At 58.5% G+C, this 20,174-nt stretch carries 20 protein-coding genes; 10 read left to right on the top strand and 10 right to left on the bottom strand.

The window, feature by feature from the left end; translation table 11 throughout:
- Nucleotides 1-44: 44 nt before the first annotated feature.
- The 3 genes from KF841_06790 to KF841_06780 are packed head-to-tail and all read left to right on the top strand — an operon-like array spanning nt 45 to nt 3,957.
- A complete protein-coding gene (locus tag KF841_06790; protein ID MBX3395059.1) occupies nt 45-1,751 on the top strand; it encodes a trypsin-like peptidase domain-containing protein in 1,707 nt (568 codons plus the stop codon).
- On the top strand, nt 1,748-2,809 hold the full coding sequence (locus tag KF841_06785; protein ID MBX3395058.1) for a serine protease: 1,062 nt from the start codon (nt 1,748-1,750) through the stop codon (nt 2,807-2,809). The genes KF841_06790 and KF841_06785 overlap by 4 nt, the downstream gene beginning before the upstream one ends.
- Nucleotides 2,806-3,957, top strand: coding sequence for a trypsin-like peptidase domain-containing protein (locus KF841_06780; GenBank protein ID MBX3395057.1), 1,152 nt, complete (start codon nt 2,806-2,808; stop codon nt 3,955-3,957). The genes KF841_06785 and KF841_06780 overlap by 4 nt, the downstream gene beginning before the upstream one ends.
- A gap of 43 nt (nt 3,958-4,000) precedes the next feature.
- On the opposite strand, the gene amrA is transcribed toward KF841_06780, so the two are convergent.
- Nucleotides 4,001-4,606, bottom strand: a complete 606-nt coding sequence (amrA, locus tag KF841_06775) for an AmmeMemoRadiSam system protein A (protein ID MBX3395056.1) — start codon at nt 4,604-4,606, stop codon at nt 4,001-4,003.
- Between the two features lie 29 nt (nt 4,607-4,635).
- Nucleotides 4,636-5,337 (bottom strand): tetratricopeptide repeat protein, encoded by a 702-nt coding sequence (locus KF841_06770; GenBank protein MBX3395055.1) that lies wholly within the window; start codon nt 5,335-5,337, stop codon nt 4,636-4,638.
- 271 nt (nt 5,338-5,608) lie between these two features.
- Between KF841_06770 and KF841_06765 the strand changes: the two genes are divergently transcribed.
- A complete protein-coding gene (locus KF841_06765) occupies nt 5,609-6,079 on the top strand; it encodes a hypothetical protein (GenBank protein ID MBX3395054.1) in 471 nt (156 codons plus the stop codon).
- Here the strand turns inward: KF841_06765 and KF841_06760 are convergent.
- Nucleotides 6,076-6,804, bottom strand: coding sequence for a hypothetical protein (locus tag KF841_06760; protein ID MBX3395053.1), 729 nt, complete (start codon nt 6,802-6,804; stop codon nt 6,076-6,078). The genes KF841_06765 and KF841_06760 overlap by 4 nt on opposite strands.
- Nucleotides 6,805-7,002: 198 nt before the next feature.
- Here KF841_06760 and KF841_06755 point away from each other — a divergent pair, with 198 nt between their 5' ends.
- From KF841_06755 to KF841_06745, 3 genes are read left to right on the top strand one after another with little or no spacing between them, the layout of a single operon-like run.
- Nucleotides 7,003-7,848, top strand: coding sequence for a hypothetical protein (locus KF841_06755; protein ID MBX3395052.1), 846 nt, complete (start codon nt 7,003-7,005; stop codon nt 7,846-7,848).
- Between the two features lie 21 nt (nt 7,849-7,869).
- A complete protein-coding gene (locus KF841_06750; GenBank protein MBX3395051.1) occupies nt 7,870-8,628 on the top strand; it encodes an ABC transporter ATP-binding protein in 759 nt (252 codons plus the stop codon).
- Nucleotides 8,628-10,367: a hypothetical protein gene (locus KF841_06745; protein MBX3395050.1), complete on the top strand. Its 1,740-nt coding sequence runs from the start codon at nt 8,628-8,630 to the stop codon at nt 10,365-10,367. Before KF841_06750 ends, KF841_06745 begins: the two co-directional genes overlap by 1 nt.
- A 33-nt stretch (nt 10,368-10,400) precedes the next feature.
- Here the strand turns inward: KF841_06745 and KF841_06740 are convergent, their stop codons facing one another.
- Nucleotides 10,401-11,903, bottom strand: a complete 1,503-nt coding sequence (locus tag KF841_06740) for a sigma 54-interacting transcriptional regulator (protein ID MBX3395049.1) — start codon at nt 11,901-11,903, stop codon at nt 10,401-10,403.
- Between the two features lie 298 nt (nt 11,904-12,201).
- On the opposite strand from KF841_06740, the gene KF841_06735 reads away from it, so the two are divergent.
- From KF841_06735 to KF841_06725, 3 genes are all read left to right on the top strand, one after another.
- Nucleotides 12,202-12,849, top strand: a complete 648-nt coding sequence (locus tag KF841_06735) for a sigma-70 family RNA polymerase sigma factor (protein ID MBX3395048.1) — start codon at nt 12,202-12,204, stop codon at nt 12,847-12,849.
- 74 nt (nt 12,850-12,923) lie between these two features.
- On the top strand, nt 12,924-13,943 hold the full coding sequence (locus KF841_06730; protein ID MBX3395047.1) for a hypothetical protein: 1,020 nt from the start codon (nt 12,924-12,926) through the stop codon (nt 13,941-13,943).
- 18 nt (nt 13,944-13,961) lie between these two features.
- A complete protein-coding gene (locus KF841_06725; GenBank protein ID MBX3395046.1) occupies nt 13,962-14,546 on the top strand; it encodes an O-acetyl-ADP-ribose deacetylase in 585 nt (194 codons plus the stop codon).
- Here the strand turns inward: KF841_06725 and KF841_06720 are convergent.
- The 6 genes from KF841_06720 to gmk form a co-directional block, all read right to left on the bottom strand.
- Nucleotides 14,533-16,707, bottom strand: a complete 2,175-nt coding sequence (locus KF841_06720) for a tetratricopeptide repeat protein (GenBank protein MBX3395045.1) — start codon at nt 16,705-16,707, stop codon at nt 14,533-14,535. The two genes, KF841_06725 and KF841_06720, sit on opposite strands and share 14 nt — an antisense overlap.
- A gap of 206 nt (nt 16,708-16,913) precedes the next feature.
- Nucleotides 16,914-17,705 (bottom strand): PEP-CTERM sorting domain-containing protein, encoded by a 792-nt coding sequence (locus KF841_06715; GenBank protein ID MBX3395044.1) that lies wholly within the window; start codon nt 17,703-17,705, stop codon nt 16,914-16,916.
- A 289-nt stretch (nt 17,706-17,994) separates the two neighbouring features.
- On the bottom strand, nt 17,995-18,660 hold the full coding sequence (locus KF841_06710; protein ID MBX3395043.1) for a phosphopantothenoylcysteine decarboxylase: 666 nt from the start codon (nt 18,658-18,660) through the stop codon (nt 17,995-17,997).
- A 2-nt stretch (nt 18,661-18,662) separates the two neighbouring features.
- The gene (locus KF841_06705) at nt 18,663-19,274 is read right to left on the bottom strand and encodes a phosphopantothenoylcysteine decarboxylase (protein MBX3395042.1); all 612 of its coding nucleotides are present in this window, start codon (nt 19,272-19,274) and stop codon (nt 18,663-18,665) included.
- Nucleotides 19,267-19,485 carry a DNA-directed RNA polymerase subunit omega gene (rpoZ, locus tag KF841_06700; GenBank protein ID MBX3395041.1) on the bottom strand — a complete coding sequence of 73 codons (219 nt, stop codon included), beginning with the start codon at nt 19,483-19,485 and terminating at the stop codon, nt 19,267-19,269. Before rpoZ ends, KF841_06705 begins: the two co-directional genes overlap by 8 nt.
- 62 nt (nt 19,486-19,547) lie before the next feature.
- Nucleotides 19,548-20,132 carry a guanylate kinase gene (gmk, locus tag KF841_06695; GenBank protein ID MBX3395040.1) on the bottom strand — a complete coding sequence of 195 codons (585 nt, stop codon included), beginning with the start codon at nt 20,130-20,132 and terminating at the stop codon, nt 19,548-19,550.
- Nucleotides 20,133-20,174 lie beyond the last annotated feature (42 nt).

The raw sequence follows: 20,174 nt of genomic DNA, 5'->3' as shown, positions 1-20,174 counted from the left end.
GAACTGGTGAGTTGCGATCGGGTTCGTATAGAGAGTACGAAGCGATGAAACAAGGAACTGCCAGCCCGTTGACTCGAACCCTGCTGATCACGCTCATTGGCTGCGCGGCGACGGCAATTTTAAGCGGTTCGGTGTGGGCGGACAGCGAAGATGCCGTTGGATCGGTCGATCTGGGCACTGTCGGGCGCACGGCGGCTGATCCCGCCGCGCTGGCCCGTGTGAGGGCGTATGAGCATGCACGAATTGAAGTGATTCATCGACTCGAACCGACCGTCGCATGTCTTTTCAATCGAGGCAATCGGGCGGGCGGCGGCTCGGGCGTGATCATCGATGCCGAAGGCTACGGACTGACAAATTTTCACGTGATTGCATCCATGCTGGAAGATCGCGTGGGCGATGCGGGCCTGAGCGACGGGCGAATCTATCCGATTGAAGTGCTCGGAGTGGATGTGACCGGTGATGTTGCGATGTTCAAGGTGGTTCGCGACGAGCCCTTTGCGGTCGCAGAGCTGGGGGATTCGGATCAACTTCAAGTCGGAGATTACACCCTGGCGATGGGCAATCCGTTTCTACTGGCGGAGGACTACGCACCCACAGTGACGCTCGGCATTGTGGCCGGCCTTCATCGGTATCAGTCGGGTGCCGGTGAACAGGGACGCGCGCTTCGATACACCGATTGCATTCAAGTCGATACCTCCATCAACCCGGGAAATTCAGGCGGTCCACTATTTGACCTGGGGGGGCGCTTGGTCGGAATCAACGGCCGGGTCTCCATCGAGGAAAGAAGTCGTGTGAACGTTGGGGTTGGGTATGCAATTTCGATCAATCAGATCAAGCGTTTCATCCCAATGTTGCGCGCGGGCATCACAGCGAAGCATGCGACGGCCGGCTTCACGGTATTTGATCGGGGCCGAAAGGTTGTCGTGAATCAAATCCTGGAGGATTCGCCGCCTTACAAGCTCGGCCTTCGACTCGGCGACGAGATCGTGAGTTTTGTGTCCCGGCCGGTCACCAGTACCAATCAGTTCATTTCGCATCTCGGGATTTTCCCGGCGAACTGGCCGGTCGATGTGGCGTATTGCCGCGAAGGTGTCATTCAGACGATCCGGTTCCGTCTGGAGGATCTGCCTTTGCCGAAGCAGCCACAGGGGGAAGCGGGGCTTTTCGGCGGGAGCAATCCGTTTGAAAAGCACCGGCTGATGGATTCTGCCAACCGGCGGGCTGTGCGCCGCGCTCGGAGCAGATTTCATACGGCCTTGGGTGGATTGGCATCAATAAACAGAGTCACTGCGATCGAAATGAGCGGTCGTCGCGCGGTTGTCGATGGTGGGATGCCGACTGTGAAGACGTTCGAAAATACTGAAATTCGAGCCAGCGTTTCGGCACCCTCGGCAACGATGACCCCGGCTGAGATTGAACGAGCAATTCGATGGCGGTGGATGGCTGAAGAAGATCCGTCGGCTGACGGCGCGTGTAGGGTGATCGCGGCCGACGAAATCGATGGACGCATTGCGGTGGTCATCGAGGAATCGATCGAGTCGGGCATCAGCTATCAAGCTGCGTTCGACGATGACACAGGCGAACTGCTCCGGCTGGAGTTCAAGGATTCACTGACCGGCATGCGCGCGCAATATCGCTACGACGACTGGCGCCGCGTGGGCCGCATTCGATGGCCGTACCGCCGGATGACGTATCAGGATGAACGCCTTTATTCGATCGACGAATTCGATCTTGTGGTGCCGAAGGGATGACCCGGACACACTTCAAATCGCGCGTGCGGGTTCTGATGCTGGCGGGTTTAGCCGTCGGAATGATGGATCGGCCGTTGGCTGCCGTCGTGGCGGACCGAACCCAGGCGGGCATTCTGCCGACGATCGCGCCGAATACGGCCGCGAAAGCGATTCGGGCTGCGGAATCCGCCGTGGTAAAGCTCTATGGCGGCAAGATCGGCCGAGTTCACGGTTATGGCACCGGTTTTCTTATCTCGTCGGACGGCCGGATTCTGACGACCAAATCGCTTCTGTTGTCCGGCCAATCGCTTCGCGCGGTGCTTTCGGATGGGCGTCGTTTTGAGGCTGTCGTCAAGCGAGTGGACGAAGGTCGGCAACTCGCCGAGTTGAAGATCGAGGCGGAGAATCTTCCCTTTATATCGGTGGAATCGAGCACGACGATCGAGCCGGGCGATAGCATCATTGCAATGGGTAACTGGTTCAGGGTTGCGGACGGCAATGAGCCAGTGTCGGTTACGCGAGGCATCCTTTCGATGCGGACGACGCTTGATGCCAACCGGCTGGCACAAGAATTCGACTATCGCGGACCGGTTCTTGTGTACGATGCGATCACGGCGAACCCGGGCGCGCCTGGCGGCCCGCTGCTCGACATTGAGGGTCGATGCGTCGGTATGATCGGAGTGATCGTTGAGGCTTCGGCGACCAACACGCGGTTGAACTATGCGCTGCCCTCGGAGGAACTGCTCGCGTTTCTCGGCGGCGATGCGGCGCAGCCCACCACGCTACCCTCGATGGATCCCAAAGGCGGGCGAGAACCGTTCCTGGGAATCAAGTTGTCCAGACTTGGATTTCGGCAGGTGACGGCTTATGTGGAGCGGGTTGCTGACGGCTCGCCTGCGGCTGAGGCGGGCGTCAAGAAGGATGACTTGATTCTCTCGGTCAACGGAAAGCGTATTGCGGATGCGGGGGACTTTGATGCGCTCGTATTGCGTCTGACGCCAGGACAGCCCGTGCAGATTGTGGTGAAGCGAGGCTCGCAGTTGTTGCGGATTGACTTCGTTGTTGGAGCGAAAGAATGACCCCAACGCTTGGCGTTGCCCTAGTCTGTATCGCTCTGTTGAATTCTGACGAGCGGGCAAAAGACGGTCCTGATCCGTACGAACTGGAGCGGGCTCGCGCGGCGGTGGTTCGCGCGGCAGTCGAGAGCGTCGCACCGTCGATCGTGATGATTGAGACGATCGGCGGCGCACAGCCTGTCGTCGAGGGTGGACCGGGGCGCATCCTGGAGGAGTCGTTCCGTCTTGCAGATGGACCGTCGACCGGGCTGATCTGGTCAAGCGACGGCTACATCCTCTCCAGCAGCTTCAATTTTGCGAGAGATCCATCGATCATCACCGTGACGCTGCACGACGGTCGTCGGATGGTGGCAAAACTGCTCGGGCGTGATCACATTCGTCGGATCGCTCTGTTGAAGGTTGACGCGGACGGTTTGAAACCCGCTGAATGGTCTGGACGCGCCGAGCTTCGTGTCGGCCAATATGGCATTGCGTGTGGTCGGGCCCTCGGCGGGGAGAGACCGTCGATCTCGCTCGGCATCATCAGCGCGCTGGGCCGTCGAAATGGGAATGCCGTCCAGACGGATGCCAAGATCTCGCCGATGAACTATGGCGGACCGCTGCTCGACATCGACGGTCGTGTCATCGGGCTCATTGTGCCGATGGCAGGTCTCGGGGGGGCGCTGGCAGGCGCCGAATGGAATGACAGTGGCATCGGCTTCGCGATACTTCGTGATCGCATCGAGTTCGTGTTTGATCGGCTGGCGGCAGGCGAGTCCATTGAGCCGGGCAAGATCGGCGTTGCGCTGGAGGAGGACGAGCCGAGTCTGTTTCCATTCCTGGACAATCTGCTGCCCCAATCAAAGGGCGTGAGGATCAAGGAAGTCGCGAGGCGATCACCGGCTTCCAGGGCCAAGCTTAAGGCCGGTGACAAGATTGTTGCACTGGATGGGCAGCCGACCGGGGACATGCCGGAACTCCAGCGTCGCTTGTCCGACAGGGCGGCCGGCGAGTCCGTTCGACTTACAATCAAACGTCGCTGGCGGTCAATGGACGTGAAGCTCACACTGGCTCGGGCGAGTGACATCGGCAAACCGCTGAAGGCAGAATCGACGGAAGCTCGCGAGTCGTCCACCGGGGATGATACAACCACACAGCCTGTTGCTGATTAGCCTGCGCACCGGTTGAAGTGAAGCACTCGCGGCCTTCTGTCCGTCATTCTCTAAACTTACGGACGGTGAATGCGTAGACCTCTGTGTCGGGATCGCGCCATGCATCGGGCGACAGGTGCGCTTTTTCCCGGCAGAGCGCCGACAGGAACTGCTCACGGTTCCATCCGGCATCAGTCGCGACATCCGGCAGAAAGCACCCGGCGCGGCTTCCGGACTTTATGTAGATGCCGTCGCGACCCAACTCGAACTGAAGCGGATCGGTAAGCCGGGTGCGCGGTGAGAGAATAGACACTTCAATTCCAAGGTCGGCCAATTCGGATTCGGTGATTCGCATCGCGTGGAATCTTGGATCGCTTAGCGATGCACGCGCCATTTCGATGATGGTTGAAACGAGATCCGCCTCATCCGAAAACGTGCCGATGCAGCCGCGGAGCCGTCCGAAGGTTCGAAGCGTGACGAAGACGCCTGCGTGAGGAATTGCGGCGGCCCACCGGCAGAATGCGGCGAGCGAACTCGGTGACTCCTCTCCTGACGTACCGGCATCCTCCAGGGTGTGGGAGATTCCGCGAACCGCGGCTTCAATTTCGCGGCGAGCGATTCGCAGGAGCATTCGCCCGGCGTGCTGATCGAGCTGAGGGCATTCTGACATGTTCGGTGCGATCCGCGCGACGCGCGTAATCAGGAACGCTTCATCTCGGGCGTCACTCCGCCCAGATCGAGCAGCGCCTCGAAAACACCGGGGATTCCGGGGTTCAGGTCGTATGCGCGGCGGAGGCTGTTGATCGCTTTCTCTCGATTACCCAGCCGCATGTAGAAGCGTCCGAGCTCGGCATGAGGCAACGGATTGTTTTCATCGACGGCGACGGCCTTCTGGAGGGCGAGCTGGGCATTATCAAGATCACCCGACGAACTGTATTGCTGGGCCTCGATGATGAGTTTCTTCGGTTCGTACCCCGACTGTGCCGCAACCCACCGCGCGATGTCATAGGCGGCCTGGTGCTTTCCTCGCAGCTTGAGCGCGTCGGCCTTGCCCTGAACCGCTTTGCTGTAGCCGGGAAATGCCGAAATGGCCGAATCAAACGAAGCGATCGCGCGATCGCAATATCGAATGGCACCGATGAGGTCGTCCTCGCGAAACTGCTTGTCGGCCATGCCCATATAACATTTGCCGATCAGAAAAGACGGCTCCGGTCGTTCGCCATCACGTTCGGAGGCCATTCGGAACATGCCGAGGGCTTCGGCATAGTTACCATCCATGCGCTCTCGTTCGCCCTCTCGAATCATCTGATCGAAGGTGGGCTCGGTGCAGCCCGCAGCGAATTGGCATAGAGTTGCGAGCGTGCAGGAGAGTACGACGGTGCGAAATGAATGTCGGTTCATGCTGCCGCCGATGGATGACGCCCGGCATGCGCTCGAATGGCATCGCGGTTCAGTTGCGAGGCGGTCGCGATGCAGCGTCGAATCAAGTTCGGTCGCCATCGAATTACGAGTCCTATCTGATCCTTGCCACGGTCGTAGGGAATGCTAATCCTGAATCGCGTGATTCACAAGTCGCCGAATGCGCTCCTCCCCGCGCGGCCGGGTCCCGGCGTACCGGCAAGGTGGCATCAACGCTAGGATGCCACAGTCGGGACGAATGACAGGAATTCCTATGAAGCCTCCTCCGCAACGATCTGAATCGATCGGAACGGCATGCCGGTTCGTGCTGCTGTTCCATCGCGATCCCCGTGGCGACCATTACGACCTGATGATTCAGGCTGCTGCTCTGCATCAGGAGCGACGGGGCGATCCATCCGGGCCCGGCGAGGCCGTGGTTGATTCCGCCGATGAACGACTCGCGACATGGAAAATGTCCGATCCGCCGGATTCGATACGGGGCGTACCACTCGCCTGCCAGCGGATTGCAGATCATCGCGCGGTTTACCTGAGTTACGAAGGTCCGATTAGCGGCGATCGGGGAACGGTCACGAGGTATGACTCGGGGCAATGTGAGATTGAGAAGCTCGTCAGCGGCGATTGCATTCTGCTACGGTTTTTCGGACAGCGGCTTCATGGGCGATTTCAATTGGAGCATGTAGCGGATTCAGACGCCGAATGGGTGCTCAGTGTGGTTGCCGACTAACGGCCAAGCGGTTCAATCGAGAAATCAATGCGGCCGGGCAGAAGGGAAAGGTTGGTGACTCGGTACTCCACGCCGCCATTTTTCCAGCGGGACCTTGAATCCAGCCGCAGTCCGCTCAGCAGGTCGCCTTGCATTTGCGGGCTGCCAGGCCACGCGCCGTTTCGATCCAGAACGATTCGCCGATCCAATTTCAACGCTTCCAGATTCTTAGGCAGACGAAGATTTCCGCACCGCACCGATTTGGCGGCCAGTTCGATCGCATCATCACGGAATACGACGTCGAACTCCATGGATACGACAGTCGAATGCCAGGCTGTCTGATACCGAATTGCGAGCGTGACGCTTTCGGGTGAAATCACAACGAATGGATCGGAGACGCCGGGCGGAAATAACTCATCCACGCGCGGATAAATCTCGCGCCGCATTGCGAGCCACCGATTCAGATCCTCCTGATACAAGTGGTAAATAAACGAATGTCCGGCAGCGACATTTCGCGTGAATGCCTGTTCCGCGGCGATCAGGCTGTTGCGGACCTTCTGTTGAGACTCCGGCGGAATCATCGGCGGCCGATACCATCCGGGCGTCTTTATGAGCGCGGAACCGCAATAGACGATAGCAACAATGAACAGTCCGATGGCCACCAACAGGATTCGTGGTCCCAGCCTGCGCGGACGATGCCGGGATGCGAGCCGAGGCGCGGGAGCAAAAGTCGTGGCTGAATTCACGATCGCGGATTCTCCGTGAGGAGGATGGTCGTATCAATTCGTGGAAAATGCAAGCAAAGCCGCGCATCGTCCGTTTGACCCGTGAAGCCGATTGAACCTAAAATCCGGAGAGGAAGTCGTAATCTGATGCACGGCACGAACTTCTGAGTGGTGAACCCGGATCTGGCGGTGATCCAGTTCTGAATGGGCATGTGGGCCATGACCCGAGCGATCGGAATTCTGATTACGGTCGTATGGCTTGGCTGCATGGTGGCCTTGTTTCAACGCGATATCGTGCCCTATTGGCGAGCACAGGATCCCCCGTCACAGCAGATTCCCGACGGTGCCTACCAGGTTGCGATGACCAACGGTTCCGGCCGACGATTGGGCACGACCTGGATTACGACATTTCACACCGGGACGAACGTAAATGTCCATAGTCTCACGCAACTAGATCTCGGAGCAATTTCCGCCGTGCTGCCGGTCGCGGGTCCGCTGTTTGTCGAAAGCGATCTGAGCTACGACCACAGCCAGCATCTGGAGGAATTTCTGTTCCGACTGGAAACGGCGCTCGTGACTGCGCGAGTTCGGGGAGTTCGATTCGGTCAGCAATTCGCCTGTGAAGCCCGGATCGGGACGGTCAAGCAGTCGATGGCGATCGACGCGGATTTGTCGAAGTATCTTGGCGATTCTCTGCGACCGTTCACGCACCTGCAGGGGCTGAGAATCGGGCAGACGTGGCGATTGCGATTGCTTGATCCGATTGCACTATTGAGCCGCTCGTCGGTGGAGTTCACGACAAGGCTTGTTCGCGTCACGGCAAGGGAATCGATCGATCATGGCGGGATGGCCGTCGAGTGTTTCCGAATCGAAACGGATGGAACAGTGGCGTGGGCGACAGATTCGGGGCGAGTCATCTTGCAGGAGGTTCAAGTGCCGCTGCTGGGGAAATGGATGCTCGCGGACGAACCATACAGCGATCGTGCCCGGCTCGAGGCAAAACGGGAAGTGAGGCAGCTGCGCGATTCGCGCAATTTCGGAAGCAGCCAGACCGAAAAAGAGTGAACGCGCTCAGGATGGATCGGAATGTCGGTCATCGTTGACAACGTGACAAAGTGCTACGGCCGACTTCGAGCGGTTGATGGCGTTTCGCTGACTGTGAATGCCGGCGAGGTGTTCGCCTTTCTTGGTCCGAACGGCGCCGGCAAGACCACCACCATCAAGATGATCACCGGGCTGCTTTCTCCCGACAGCGGTTCCATAACGGTCTGCGGACATCCGATGTCGAAGGAAGCTCAGCAGGCCAAGTCGCACATGTCGTTCGTGCCGGATCAGCCCTTTTTGTACGGGAAACTGACCGCGCGCGAGTTCATTACCTTCGTCGGACAGATGTACTCGATCGATCGGAAGATTCTTCGATCGCGGGTTGACGAGTACATGGCGCGGTTGTCGGTCACTTCTTTTGCGGATCAACTTGCGGAAGGCTTCTCGCACGGCATGAAACAACGCGTCGTGCTGGCCGCGGCATTGCTGCATCAGCCTGAAGTGTTGGTGGTCGACGAGCCGATGGTCGGATTGGATCCGCGCACCGCGCGTTCGGTCAAGGACCTCTTCCGCGAATGGGCGGATGACGGCCGATCGGTGTTCATGTCGACCCACACGCTGGATGTGGCCGAGGCCATCGCCGATCGAATTGGCATCATCCATCATGGACGGATCGTCGCCAGCGGCACGCTGGCGGAGTTGAAGGCAAAAGCTGCAAGCGAGCAGCGGCTGGAGGACATTTTTCTCGATCTCACGAATCCGCAGGAACCACCGGAGCGGCAGGAGGTCGCGGTCGCCTGATGACCAGTTCACGGCTCACCTCAAGTCAGATACCGGTTGATGCCTCGGTTCCAGCGTGTAATCCCGCGCCGCCCTCTGCGGGATTGCTCGTGCATCTGAAGCTGACCTTGCTGCGCAATCGCCTGCGGCAGCTGGTGGATCAAAGCCCGCTGCAATTGGTGCTGGTGATCGTCTTCATCGCGACGATATGGGCGGGTTTGTACCTCGTATTTGATTATGTCCTGATCTATATCCGCAAGTTCGAGGAAGAGGCCATCATCGCGTTGCCCATCGTATTCCATCTCTTCTTCTTCTCGATGCTGATTCTTTTGTCGTTCTCAACGGCCATACTCATGTATGGGGCGCTTTTCAGTCGCGAGGAGGCGATTTTTTTGCTTGCCGCGCCCAACGCTCCGCGCAATATCGTCGCCATTCTGTACGCCGAAGCCATTTTCTTCTCGAGTTGGTCTCTCGTGCTGCTTGGGTTACCGCTCATGGCGGCGATCGGGCAGGTACAGGGGCTACCCTGGCATTTCTATCCGGTTTTTCTGATTGCATTTCTCGGATTTGTGCCGATTCCCGGCGCAATTGGAATGACGGTCGCGTTGTTCGTGGCGCTTCACCTGCCGCGGATGGCCCGGCGCGTCGCGACCTATGCCACGGTCGTGGTGGTCACGGTTGTCGTGCTGTGGTGGGGGCGGTTATGGAATTTCTCGGCTCACGGCGCGTCACGGCGATTCCTGGATGACCTGCTCAGCGAGCTGGGTTATTTAAGGGGATCGTTGTTACCGTCGAGCTGGGTGGCCAAGGCGATTGACATGTCAATTGCAGATCGTCCGTGGGACGCCGCATTCTACCTGCTCGTGACCATTTCAACAGCATTGTTCCTGAGCTGGTGGGGCCATTTGTTCGTGGCTTCCCGGCTATTGCCGGCGATCGGCCGGGCGCATGCGTCGCCTTATCGACCGCGTCCAGCCGCCGCTGTGACATCGGCCGTCGTGACACGAGTGGCCTTTTTCTACCTGCCGGCGAAGTCACGCGAGCTGATCCTTAAGGACGTGCGTAACTTCCTTCGCGATCCGGTTCAATGGTCACAATTACTGATTCTCTTCGGCCTGCTCTCGATGTATCTGTTCTACTTGCCACGAAGCCGGCCTGAAGGATTCACCGTACGATGGCAGGCACTGATCTGTTTTCTCAACTATGGCGCGATCACGCTGATTCTCTCAACGTTTACAAGCCGTTTTGTTTTCCCGCTCATTTCGCTGGAAGGCCGACAAATCTGGCTCGTCGCGTTGTGGCCGATAGAGCGGGGAAGCGTGGTGTGGGCGAAATTCTATTTTGCGATGACGGTGACTGCCGGAACAGCGATGCCGGTCACATGGTTGTCGATTCGAGCACTCAATCTGCCGCCGATGCTTGCGGCAATTCAGGCTGCGTGCACGCTGGTCTCATGCGCCGGACTTTGCGGTCTGGCAATCGGGCTCGGAGCGAGAATGCCGAATTTCACTGAATTGAGTGCTGCGCGGATATCTTCCGGACTGGGCGGAACCGTGAATCTCATCGCCTCGGTGGGACTGGTGGCCACCAGCGTTGCGCTGTTTGGAATCACGTGCTGGGACATGGCCGAATCGGAGCAAATGGTACTGACTACCACTCGGTCAGTCATCTGTACGGCAGCGGTTCTTCTATTGAACTTCATCACGTTTGTTGTGGCGATGTGGATCGGGGTGCGAAGTTTCGAGCGCCAGGAGTTCTGAGGTCGCATTCGCGATGTCGGCTGCGCAAATGGTCTAACTCTTCTCAATCTCGTACTTCTTTACTCGATATCGAAGATTGTCCCTGCTGATTCCGAGTGTTCGCGCGGCCTTCGACTGGTTCCAGCCGTTCTCACGCAGCGCTTTAATGATAAGCGCCTTTTCATATCCCCAGAGTGACGATTCGGACTTGACGTCCTTGGGCGCCTCCTCGCCCACCACTTCGCGTGGGAGGTGCGCAAGGCTGATTGTTCCGCCGTCGGCGAGCAGAACCGCGCGTTCAACGATATTCTGAAGCTCGCGGATATTGCCGGGCCAACTGTATCCGGCAAGGTGTGCCATGGCTTCGTCGCTCACCGTCGGTCGACCGCATCCCAGCGCCGTCGCGGAGATATTGATGAAATGTTCCACGAGCGCGGGAATGTCCTCGCGGCGCTGGCGCAATGGCGGCAGATGAATCGGGAATACGTTCAGGCGATAATAGAGATCCTCGCGGAATTCGCCTTTCTCCATCGCCTCGCGCAGGTCTCGATTGGTCGCGGCGATGATGCGGACATCCGTCGCAAATGTCCGCGTGCCCCCGACGCGGACGAATTCCTTTTCCTGTAAAACGCGGAGTAACTTGACTTGCGTGCTCGGCGAAATGTCGCCGATTTCATCAAGAAAGAGCGTGCCGCCGTCCGCCATTTCGAACCGGCCCATCTTCTCCGCGACGGCGCCGGTGAACGCGCCTTTTTCGTGGCCGAACAGTTCGCTCTCCAGGAGGGTTTCCGGCAGGGCGGCACAGTTAATGGCAATGAAAGCTCGCTCCGATCGCGGACTGGCCGCGTGGGTGGAGCGCGCGGTGACTTCCTTGCCGGTGCCGGTTTCGCCGAGGAGCAGGACGGTGGCATTACTGCCCGCGACGCGATTGACCATGTCCATGACCTGCCGCAGGGCCTGCGAATTTCCAATAATTGGCGGTTTGACGCGGAGCGTCTCGCGCAATCCTCGGTTCTCGCGAACGACGTTATCGTGTTGAACGGCGTTATGGGCGCCGGCCGCAGCCAGATTTGCGAAGATCTGAAGCAGCGTCAGGTCGTCGTCGTTGTAGGATCCGCCGCCGATCTTGTTAAGAACCTCGACGACGCCGATCGTTTCGCCCTTCCAGATGAGCGGTGCAGCGATCAATCCGCGCGTCTGGAAGCTGCTTTTGGCGTCGATGCCCCGGAAAAAGTCGTTGTGCTCGTGGACATCGGGGACGATTACGCCTTTGCCGGTCGCCGCGACGCGGCCCGCGATGCCGAGATTGGCATCGAATTCTTCGCCGATCAGTGACGGGCCTCGGTCACCGACAGCAGCCATGAAGACCAGCTTATTGCGGCGCTGGTCCAGCATCAGGACGCTGGAGGCTTCGGACCGAAGCACAGCTGCCGAAGAATGGGCGATGGCTTGCAGCACATCGCCGACATTCAGGGATGCATTGATGGCGGCAGTCGCTTCGACCAGCGCTGTGGCGGTACGCGGTGGAATCGCTCGGTACGAACTGTAGTCGGGCAATGGAGGCTCTCGATCCCTCGGGGCTGGAGTCAGAAGCAGAAACTGGGAATCTTTTCCCAATTTCTCGTCCGAGAACCCGAAGCGGCGGTGAGGATATCGGTCTGACGTGCGACACGATCGATCCTAACCCTTTTACTCAACATTAGTTTTGACCGATTGGGGTGTCAAGGGTAAATTAGCCCAGCGATCGCGTCGCGGAACGTTTTCCAGATGCCTCGGCGAGTGAAATCGCTTCATTCTCCTTTGTGTTTTCCTTGAACCCCCTGGAACTAAGCGGCGTATTAACGGCAGGTTACGAGTGGAACACAGATCCGGCTCCGAGGACCAGATTCCCGATGAGCAAGTGCTCGCGGGCTTCCTCGCTGGCGACGAGTCGGCGTTCCCGGTACTTGTCCGCCGCTACGCCAACGAACTACTCCAGTTTGTCAGCCGGTTTGTGCGGAATAGTGCCGTTGCGGAGGACATTGTCCAGGAGACGTTCATTCAGATTCACCAGTCCGCCAGCGGGTTTGATCCGCAGCGCAGGTTTCGGCCCTGGTTGTTTACGATCGCGGCCAATAAGGCGCGAGACACGATTCGCGGCCGGGCCCGCAAACGGGAGATTCCGCTCTCCATCAGTGCGGAAGGGAGTGATTCGGAACAGGTGAGCTACCTCGATTTTCGATCGGATCCGTCCGATTCGCCCGATGAGATCATCGAAGCGAACGAGCAGAAGGCGATTGTAAATGAGGTGATTTCGAGGATGCCGACTCATTTGCGCGAGGTGCTGATACTGGGGTATTATCAGCGATTTCCGTACAAGGAAATCGCGGAAGTGCTGGGTATCCCGCTTGGCACTGTGAAAAGCCGGCTTCATGCGGCAGTGACTGCGTTCGCGGCAGCGTATCGGAGAGAAATTGAGATCCGATCGTGCGGGACGAAGGGGATGGACAAGGACCTGGATTGACCGGCGCGATGAAGTTCGTGTCGGGAATGTGTGAGTAGTGAAGTTTTTCAGTGAAACGTGGGGTGTGCGGGTGTATGAACGATCAGCGAGACAGTTCTGAATACCAGGCCGATCTAATCGGCTATCACCTCGGACTGATGGATGAGAACGAGCGATGCGGTTTTGAAGACCGTCGCGGCGGCAGGGCGCAGCTCTCGGCCGATTGCTCGCGCCTGGAACGACTGCTGGAACCACTGAAACTGGACCGAGTCGATTCACCCGACGGCGACTGGATTAACCGTCTGATTCGCAACATTGATGATGCATGCAATGCTGGCGCGACCACGCTGCCGTTTCCGAAAAACGCGCTTGCGGTTCCCCCCGGTCAGGCGGTGACTTCGTCAGGCAGCTCACTGTTTTCGATACGCGAATTGACGGGGCTTGCGGCTGCGATCGTGATGTTCGCGGGCATTCTCGTTCCCGGATTCTACACGGCGCGACAAACGGCACAGCGCGTCGCTTGCGCAAACAACCTTCGGATGATCGGCGGCGGTGCGGAAAGCTACGCTCAGATGTTCGACAACACACTGCCTTTCGCCGGCCCGATACCGGCGGATGCTCGGTGGGCGGCGGCATCGGAATCCGCGCAGCCCGTCAGAAACTCGCGACATTTGTATCGGCTCGTTCTTGGACAGTTGGTTCCACCCGAAGCCTTCGTGTGTGCCGGGGTTGAGAGCGATCGACCGATGAACGTCCCATCGTTTGAGGACTACGACGATTTTCTCGATCCACGCAATAACAGCTACGCAACCAACTTCACCACCCAGCCGTTTGCCCACGGTGATTTTCTCCCGGCCATGCCGATGGCCGCCTGCATGACGCCGCTGGTGGACCAGAACCGACGGCTGCTGCCGGCGGATTCGATTCGTCTGAATTCGATGAACCACGGCCGAACCGCCGGTCAGAACGTGTTGCGAGCCAATGTCTCGGTTCAGTTCTTCAATACTCCGAATTGTGGCCTCTTCAACGACGATATTTATCGCGTCCAGGGCGTGAACGAATACACCGGCAAGGAACGTCCGCGGGCGATCGAGGATGCGTTTCTCGTGCCCTGAATCGCATGGGATCCATCGATGGCGGAGCGAGTCTGGACCCGAATTACGATCCGGCTCGGTGACATCACCGAATTTGATGGTGACGCGATAGTCAATGCCGCCAATTCGTCACTGCTTGGCGGGGGCGGTGTAGATGGTGCAATTCATCGCGCGGCCGGGCCTCGATTGCTTGCCGCTTGTCGGAAGCTTGGCGGTTGCCCGACGGGCTCGGCTGTCATCACGCCCGGCTTCGATCTGCCTGCGAAGTTCGTCATTCACACCGTGGGGCCGATTTATGAAGATGGGATGCACGGTGAAGCGGAGCAGTTGCGATCGTGTCATATGGAATCTCTCCGTCTTGCGGCCTCAAATAGCGTGAGGACCATCGCTTTCCCAGCAATCAGTTGCGGCGTGTACGGGTATCCGCTCAGTGAAGCGGCGCCGATCGCATTGGGGGCGGCTGCGGATTTTCTATCTGAGCAGATCGCAGGAGGTGGCGGGGGACCGAATCAGCTGATCGAAAGCATCACATTCATTTTGTTCGGCGATTCAGCATTGAACGCGTTTCATGAAACGCGCGAGTCACTGATAGGTAATGCAGGCGGTAGACTTACTTCTCAATGATTCGGGGCCATTCCTGTTCGTCAGTGGAAAGCGCTCTCAGCCGTTCAAGCTCCGCGAAGATCTTCTGGAAGTCCGCGATCCACATATCACGCTCGGATTTGACCTCGGCGGACGACGAATCCGATGAATATTCGATCAGGTACTTCAGAATTTCAAGCTGATTTGCCCGCGTAAACGGGCCGACATCGCCAGACGCCCATTTCCGGCATTGTGTCAGCGCATCCTTCAGCAGGGCGAGAGCCTCATCATTCCGACCTTGGGCGGCCGAGCACTTCGCCCGCTCCACGAGCACGCGAATGACGCCGGTCGGATCGTCGTCAATGTATTTCGAGTAGATGTTCTGGGATTCGCTCAGATGAAATTCTGCATCCGAATACCGCTTCTGAAGCGTTTGAACGCGTCCGAGCCACATCATAGCCAGCGCCGTGCCGAGTGACTCCGATCCGAACAGTTCCTCGCTCAGCGCCAGCACTTTCTCGCAATTCTTTTCGGCTTTGTCCAATTCACCGGAAATTGAATAGGCAAATGCCAAGTTCAGCAGAGGGGGCCCCATTTCGATGCTGCGATCGGAAGTGAGCTTGGAGATTCGGTTGATTGCGCTCGTCAGCGTTCGCTTGGCGTCGTCTGTCTTGCCCGCCTGAAGCTGGAGCGCACCCAATGATGCTGCCCGACCGGCCAATTCGAGCGTATCCGTGCGTTCTCGGTCCTCGTCATCCCATGCCACGAGTTTTGCGCAGTAGCGAGCACCGTCGACGAACATACGATTGGCCTGGCAGAGCTTGAACACCCGGGCGAGGATATTGGTTGCATCCTGTTTCCGCGCACGCTCGCGGATCTGCTCACATCGCCCCATTGCTTCGTCCAGGAGCTTGATGGCGTCGCTCCCGCGACCGGTTCGGAGTACCATGCCGGCCAACTCCACCGTACGATCCACGGCACCGATATCAAGCGGGTCGTTTTGCTTTGCATCCAGCTGACGCATTTCGGTGATCAATCGAATGCCGTCATCGAGCTTTCCGGCTTTGACATACGCACGAGCCAGATTCCCTTTTTCGATGAATGTAAACGGATGCTCCTCGGACAACTGCGTGCTGAAGATCTCCAGTGCGTGGCGCCGAAACGGGATGACGTACCGATCCTGCCCAAGCCTTTCATACAGCCACGCCAGATTGCTGACTGAGACGCCGGTCTCGCGGCCGTTCGGACCTTGCAGCGTCTCGCGAATCACGTATGCTCGAATTTTGTCGTTGAGCGCTTCTTTTTCATTACCGAGGTAGACTTGAATCGTACCGCGATTGTCGAGCGATTCGGCCATCTCGAGTGTTTCGCCGACTGACTTCAGCAGAATCTGGATCGCCCTCCGAAAGTGATCGACGGCGCTGCGCGCCTTCGGCCCGACGAATCCTTCGTTGCCGGACTGATAAATCTTCAACCACCCGAGACGGTCATGCACGCGCGCGAGCAACGGGTGATCCGGCCCGAGTTCGGATTCAAGGTTTGACTGCGCGCGTCCCAGCGCGAGTTCCGCTTCGTCAAACCAGCCCAGATCAACCTGTGCAGCACCAATCGCCACCAGTGCCAGACCACGATCCGGGTCTGACTCAGCGAGCGTCACCTCATACGTTTGTAGCGCCGTCTTTGCTGCCGCCACGGCCTTTGCATAGTCCCCGGCCGCCTGGAGCCGCTCCGCATCGGCGAGCGCGGCGTCGGCTGCACGCAGGGCGTCCTGCTTCTCCTTCGGCAGAACGGAGCGGAATTGCAGGGACTTCAGGAGATTGCTTGCGGAGATCGAAAGATGGTGTTTGGGTCCGAGCAGGGCTTCACGCGTTTTGTGGGCCGATTCTGCAGGGGCGATTCCTGCAGCAAATTCGCCGCGATTTCTCGCTTTCATCGCGTCGTCAAATTGCAGCCGGGATTCGTCGATTCGAGCGGTTTCCGGCTCCGTGAGTTTTTTGCCGCTTCGGCCGATCAGGGGTGGGATGTACAGCGGATCCTGTTTGGACCGCGCTACGAGCGCGTCGTGGTCAATTGAACCGTCGGCTGGCTGGGAAGTCTGGGCATGAATCAATCCGGGGAAAATCAAGTGAACGAGCAGTACCGCGCAGAATACCTGTTGTCGCGTTCGACGAGACCGTGGAGCGTCTGCAAATGCCGGTGCCATAGTTTTCCCTCCTCCACCAAATCGCCCCAGGCCGCTTCGACGTTCGAGCAGCCCACGACTTGTTGTGGACTTCGTTTTTGACGAGTTGCCGGGTTGAGTACGCGGCACCGTGTGAACAAAAGCAGCTCGCTGGAAAATGGAACGGGCCGTGAGCACCCATCGTACTCACGGCCCGTGATTTCAACAATTCCGTATCGAATCAGGAATCAGCGTCGGCGGCGGATCAACGCCATCGCGGCCAAGCCCACGAGGCCGATCGTTCCGGGCTCCGGAACGCAGTTGTATGCCTCGTTGTAGGTGGTCGCCACGCAAAGGTTGTCGATGGTCTGAGTCGTCGAGAGCGAGCCGCTCGGGCTTCCCTGCCGGAATGCAAAGGCAGTCACGCCATTGCTGAAGCCGGGATCCGTTGCACTGATTGAAGTGCCGGATTCGAGCGCCTGATCGATCCACAGGCTGCCGTTCTGACCTGTGAAGTCATATGACACAACGACGCGGTAGCTCTGACCGAGCACCAGATCGCCGGAGAAAACTTCGCCGTTAGCGTTGGTAATGCTGCTGTCGTTGCTGAGCGCGAATCTGAAGCCGCTCTGCGAACCGGCAGTCACCCACAGTCGCGAAGTGAAATTTGAAGTACCCTGAAGGAAGTGCGCGAAATAGACGCTGGTCAGAGATGCGCCAGGCTGCTCAACGACGACATCGAAGGATGCGTACCATCGATCGCCCGCGACCATCGGACCACCAGCCGGCACGTTGACATCCTGAGCGGCAGTGCCAGAAGCAGCCTGCACAATCTGGATCGAATTGCCGTTAATCTGGACCGGTCCGTTTGCGCCGCTGTGAGCTGCCCATGTGCCGCCGGGGCCTGGCGTCGGATTGGTTCCAACCAGATCACCGTCGTCCCGGTTGAAATTCTCGTTAACCAGAATCGAGGCCCGCGCCGTCACGGCGTTTGCGCAGATCACTGCCAACGCCAACGCCAGAAATCCTGCCTTCTTCATTATATTGCTCCTTTTCTCCTCGGAATCACTCGGTGCCTTGAGTCGTCCTGACTGGGTTGGCCGAGCAATTCGTCCGACACGATGCTATCGATGCGTCACGACCATGCCGTGATCATCACGATGACACATTCGAATTGCCATGTGAAAAAGGGACGCTCGAAGGCGTGTGCCCTCTTCCACCTCCTGAAGTCTTATACTAAACAACCCGCTCCGGATTTACAACGATCTTCGGCATGCTTTTCGATGATCCTTTTGTGAGTTTCCCTTAGCGCGTTTCGAAGAATCGCCGTCATCGTCGCGACGGGGCAGCCCGCCCACATTCCCCGGCGATTTGCTCTACTAATTCTATAAGTCTTTTTGCGATAAGTGGTTTTGTCGCCGAAGGGAGTGCCGTCCAGTCGCCGCCGTGTCGCAATATCTCGACGGTCGCTCGGTCCGATCCGATGTTGATTGGGCCATTCAGGACGATGGCGTCCGCGTGTTTCGCGATCATTTTTGCTTCGGCTTTTCGTCGGCCGTCGTGATCCTCGAGCGCGAAAGCGATTGAGATGCGCCGACCTTTGACGCGGCCGAGTGTCGCCGCGATGTCGGGGGTCGGCGTGAGTTTCAAGGTCAGTGCGGCTTGGGATTTTGGCAGCTTGCGTCGCGCGCGATTGAGCGGTCGATAGTCGCACACGGCGGCGCAGAAGACTGCCGCATCCGCGCAGCGGAACGCACGTCTGGCGGCTGCCAGCATCTCTGCGGCGGTCTCGACTCGAACTGTATTCACGCTCGCGGGTGGTTTCAGTTCCATGGGCCCGGAGACCAGAGTGACATGGTGGCCGCGACGTGCCGCTACGGCCGCGATGGCGAATCCCATCTTTCCGGACGATGGGTTCGATATATAACGAACTGAATCGAGATATTCGCGCGTGGGTCCGGCGGTTATGAGAATGTGCAGCGGCTTCGGCGACATACTCAGGCGATTCGCGAGCGCGGCGGTTTGGCGGTGAGCAGGCGGGCAGCGCATTCCAAAATGACGCCCGGCTCCGACATCCGGCCCGCGCCGATGGTTCTGCACGCGAGCCAGCCTTCTCCCGGCGGCGCTTCGTGATAGCCCAGGTCGCGAAGCGCCTGAAGGTTACGTTTGACGATCGGATTCTCCCACATCCGCGTATTCATCGCCGGGGCCAGCAGCACGGGACAATCCGTCGACATGACCATAGTTGAGATCAGGTCGTCGGCAATTCCACACGCTATCTTGCCGATCATGTTGGCGGTCGCCGGCGCGATGATGAAGAGATCCGCGGCTTCGGTGAGCCGAAGGTGCTGAGGATCGTGGTAATTCTGAGCTTCCCAAGGACTCGTGAAGACCTGGCGCGCGGTAAGCGACTGAAATGTCAGCGGAGTGATGAACTTCGTTGCCGCCGTCGTCATTGCGACCGAAACACCTGCGCCCCTTTGAACGAGCCGTGAAACCAGCATCGCCGTCTTGTATGCCGCGATGCCGCCGCAAACCGCAACGACGACCTCATACCCCGAGAGATTGTCGAGAGCCGAGTCTTCAGAAGGCGGATTCCTGTCAGACATTGCGGTGGCCGTCGAATTCGCCGGCCTCGGCCTGGATCTTGCCTTCGGCGATTTCCTTGATGGCAATTTCCAGCGGGGAGAGCCGACCGGGTTCAATCATCGGGCGCGCCCCAAACATCAGCTCTCGCCATCGCTTCTGTATCATGGCGGTGAATTTGAACCGGCCGCCGATGCGGTTAATCAAGTCGTCATTCTTGAGTTCTTCGATCATTCGGGTCTACCTCAAAATTCAGGTTACGCTGTACCTCTTTTGTATATAGTCGTCAGCGCTCCTCAACCGGCTTTCGCGGCGATGAGCGATTTGATGCGCGCCAGGGTGTCGTCGATCTGATCATTCACGACGAAGTAATCATAGCATCCGGCCTCGTTGGCGTAGCGAATTTCGCCATCCGCCTTCTCGAGCCGGCGGCGTATCACATCCTCAGGGTCGGTGTTGCGGCCGATGATCCGACGAGCCTGCTCCTCCGGATTGGGTGGGAGGATGAAGAAGCACACGGCATCGGGCATTTTCCGGCGAACCTGAATGCAGCCGTTGATATCAATTTCGAGGATAATGGCGCGTCCTGCCGACACAGCCTCCCGCACCGCAGCGAGCGGCGTGCCGTAGTAATGACCGTATACCTCGGCGAATTCAAGCAATTCTCCGGCGTTCCGCAGCTGTTGAAATTCTTCCGGCGATACATAGCGATAATCCCGATCGTGCTGTTCTCCGGGGCGCGGCGTGCGGGTCGTCACGGATACGCTGAACTCCGCGGGCAACTCGTCGCACAGCCGGTGGCAGATCGTGGATTTGCCGACGCCGCTGGGACCACTCACCACGATGACCTTGCCCTGTCGCTCCATTCCCGCCGATGTCATGACGCTCGCCGGCCTCCTGCCCGCTTCCTAAGCAGTTTGATA

This window comes from Phycisphaerae bacterium (assembly GCA_019636475.1).
GTDB lineage: Bacteria > Planctomycetota > Phycisphaerae > UBA1845 > UTPLA1 > JADJRI01.
Note: the sequence above shows the minus strand (reverse complement) of the source record. Positions and strands in the feature narration are given on the sequence as shown.

Excerpts from the sequence above, each read along its gene's own strand:
- KF841_06715 (MBX3395044.1), bottom strand. The coding sequence starts at position 17,705 with ATGAAGAAGGCAGGATTTCTGGCGTTGGCGTTGGCAGTGATCTGCGCA.
- gmk (MBX3395040.1), bottom strand. The coding sequence starts at position 20,132 with ATGACATCGGCGGGAATGGAGCGACAGGGCAAGGTCATCGTGGTGAGT.
- KF841_06755 (MBX3395052.1), top strand. The coding sequence starts at position 7,003 with ATGACCCGAGCGATCGGAATTCTGATTACGGTCGTATGGCTTGGCTGC.
- KF841_06780 (MBX3395057.1), top strand. The coding sequence starts at position 2,806 with ATGACCCCAACGCTTGGCGTTGCCCTAGTCTGTATCGCTCTGTTGAAT.
- rpoZ (MBX3395041.1), bottom strand. The coding sequence starts at position 19,485 with ATGATCGAAGAACTCAAGAATGACGACTTGATTAACCGCATCGGCGGC.
- KF841_06705 (MBX3395042.1), bottom strand. The coding sequence starts at position 19,274 with ATGTCTGACAGGAATCCGCCTTCTGAAGACTCGGCTCTCGACAATCTC.
- KF841_06720 (MBX3395045.1), bottom strand. The coding sequence starts at position 16,707 with ATGGCACCGGCATTTGCAGACGCTCCACGGTCTCGTCGAACGCGACAA.
- KF841_06710 (MBX3395043.1), bottom strand. The coding sequence starts at position 18,660 with ATGTCGCCGAAGCCGCTGCACATTCTCATAACCGCCGGACCCACGCGC.
- KF841_06745 (MBX3395050.1), top strand. The coding sequence starts at position 8,628 with ATGACCAGTTCACGGCTCACCTCAAGTCAGATACCGGTTGATGCCTCG.
- KF841_06765 (MBX3395054.1), top strand. The coding sequence starts at position 5,609 with ATGAAGCCTCCTCCGCAACGATCTGAATCGATCGGAACGGCATGCCGG.
- KF841_06790 (MBX3395059.1), top strand. The coding sequence starts at position 45 with ATGAAACAAGGAACTGCCAGCCCGTTGACTCGAACCCTGCTGATCACG.
- KF841_06725 (MBX3395046.1), top strand. The coding sequence starts at position 13,962 with ATGGCGGAGCGAGTCTGGACCCGAATTACGATCCGGCTCGGTGACATC.
- KF841_06785 (MBX3395058.1), top strand. The coding sequence starts at position 1,748 with ATGACCCGGACACACTTCAAATCGCGCGTGCGGGTTCTGATGCTGGCG.
- KF841_06750 (MBX3395051.1), top strand. The coding sequence starts at position 7,870 with ATGTCGGTCATCGTTGACAACGTGACAAAGTGCTACGGCCGACTTCGA.
- KF841_06770 (MBX3395055.1), bottom strand. The coding sequence starts at position 5,337 with ATGAACCGACATTCATTTCGCACCGTCGTACTCTCCTGCACGCTCGCA.
- amrA (MBX3395056.1), bottom strand. The coding sequence starts at position 4,606 with ATGTCAGAATGCCCTCAGCTCGATCAGCACGCCGGGCGAATGCTCCTG.
- KF841_06730 (MBX3395047.1), top strand. The coding sequence starts at position 12,924 with ATGAACGATCAGCGAGACAGTTCTGAATACCAGGCCGATCTAATCGGC.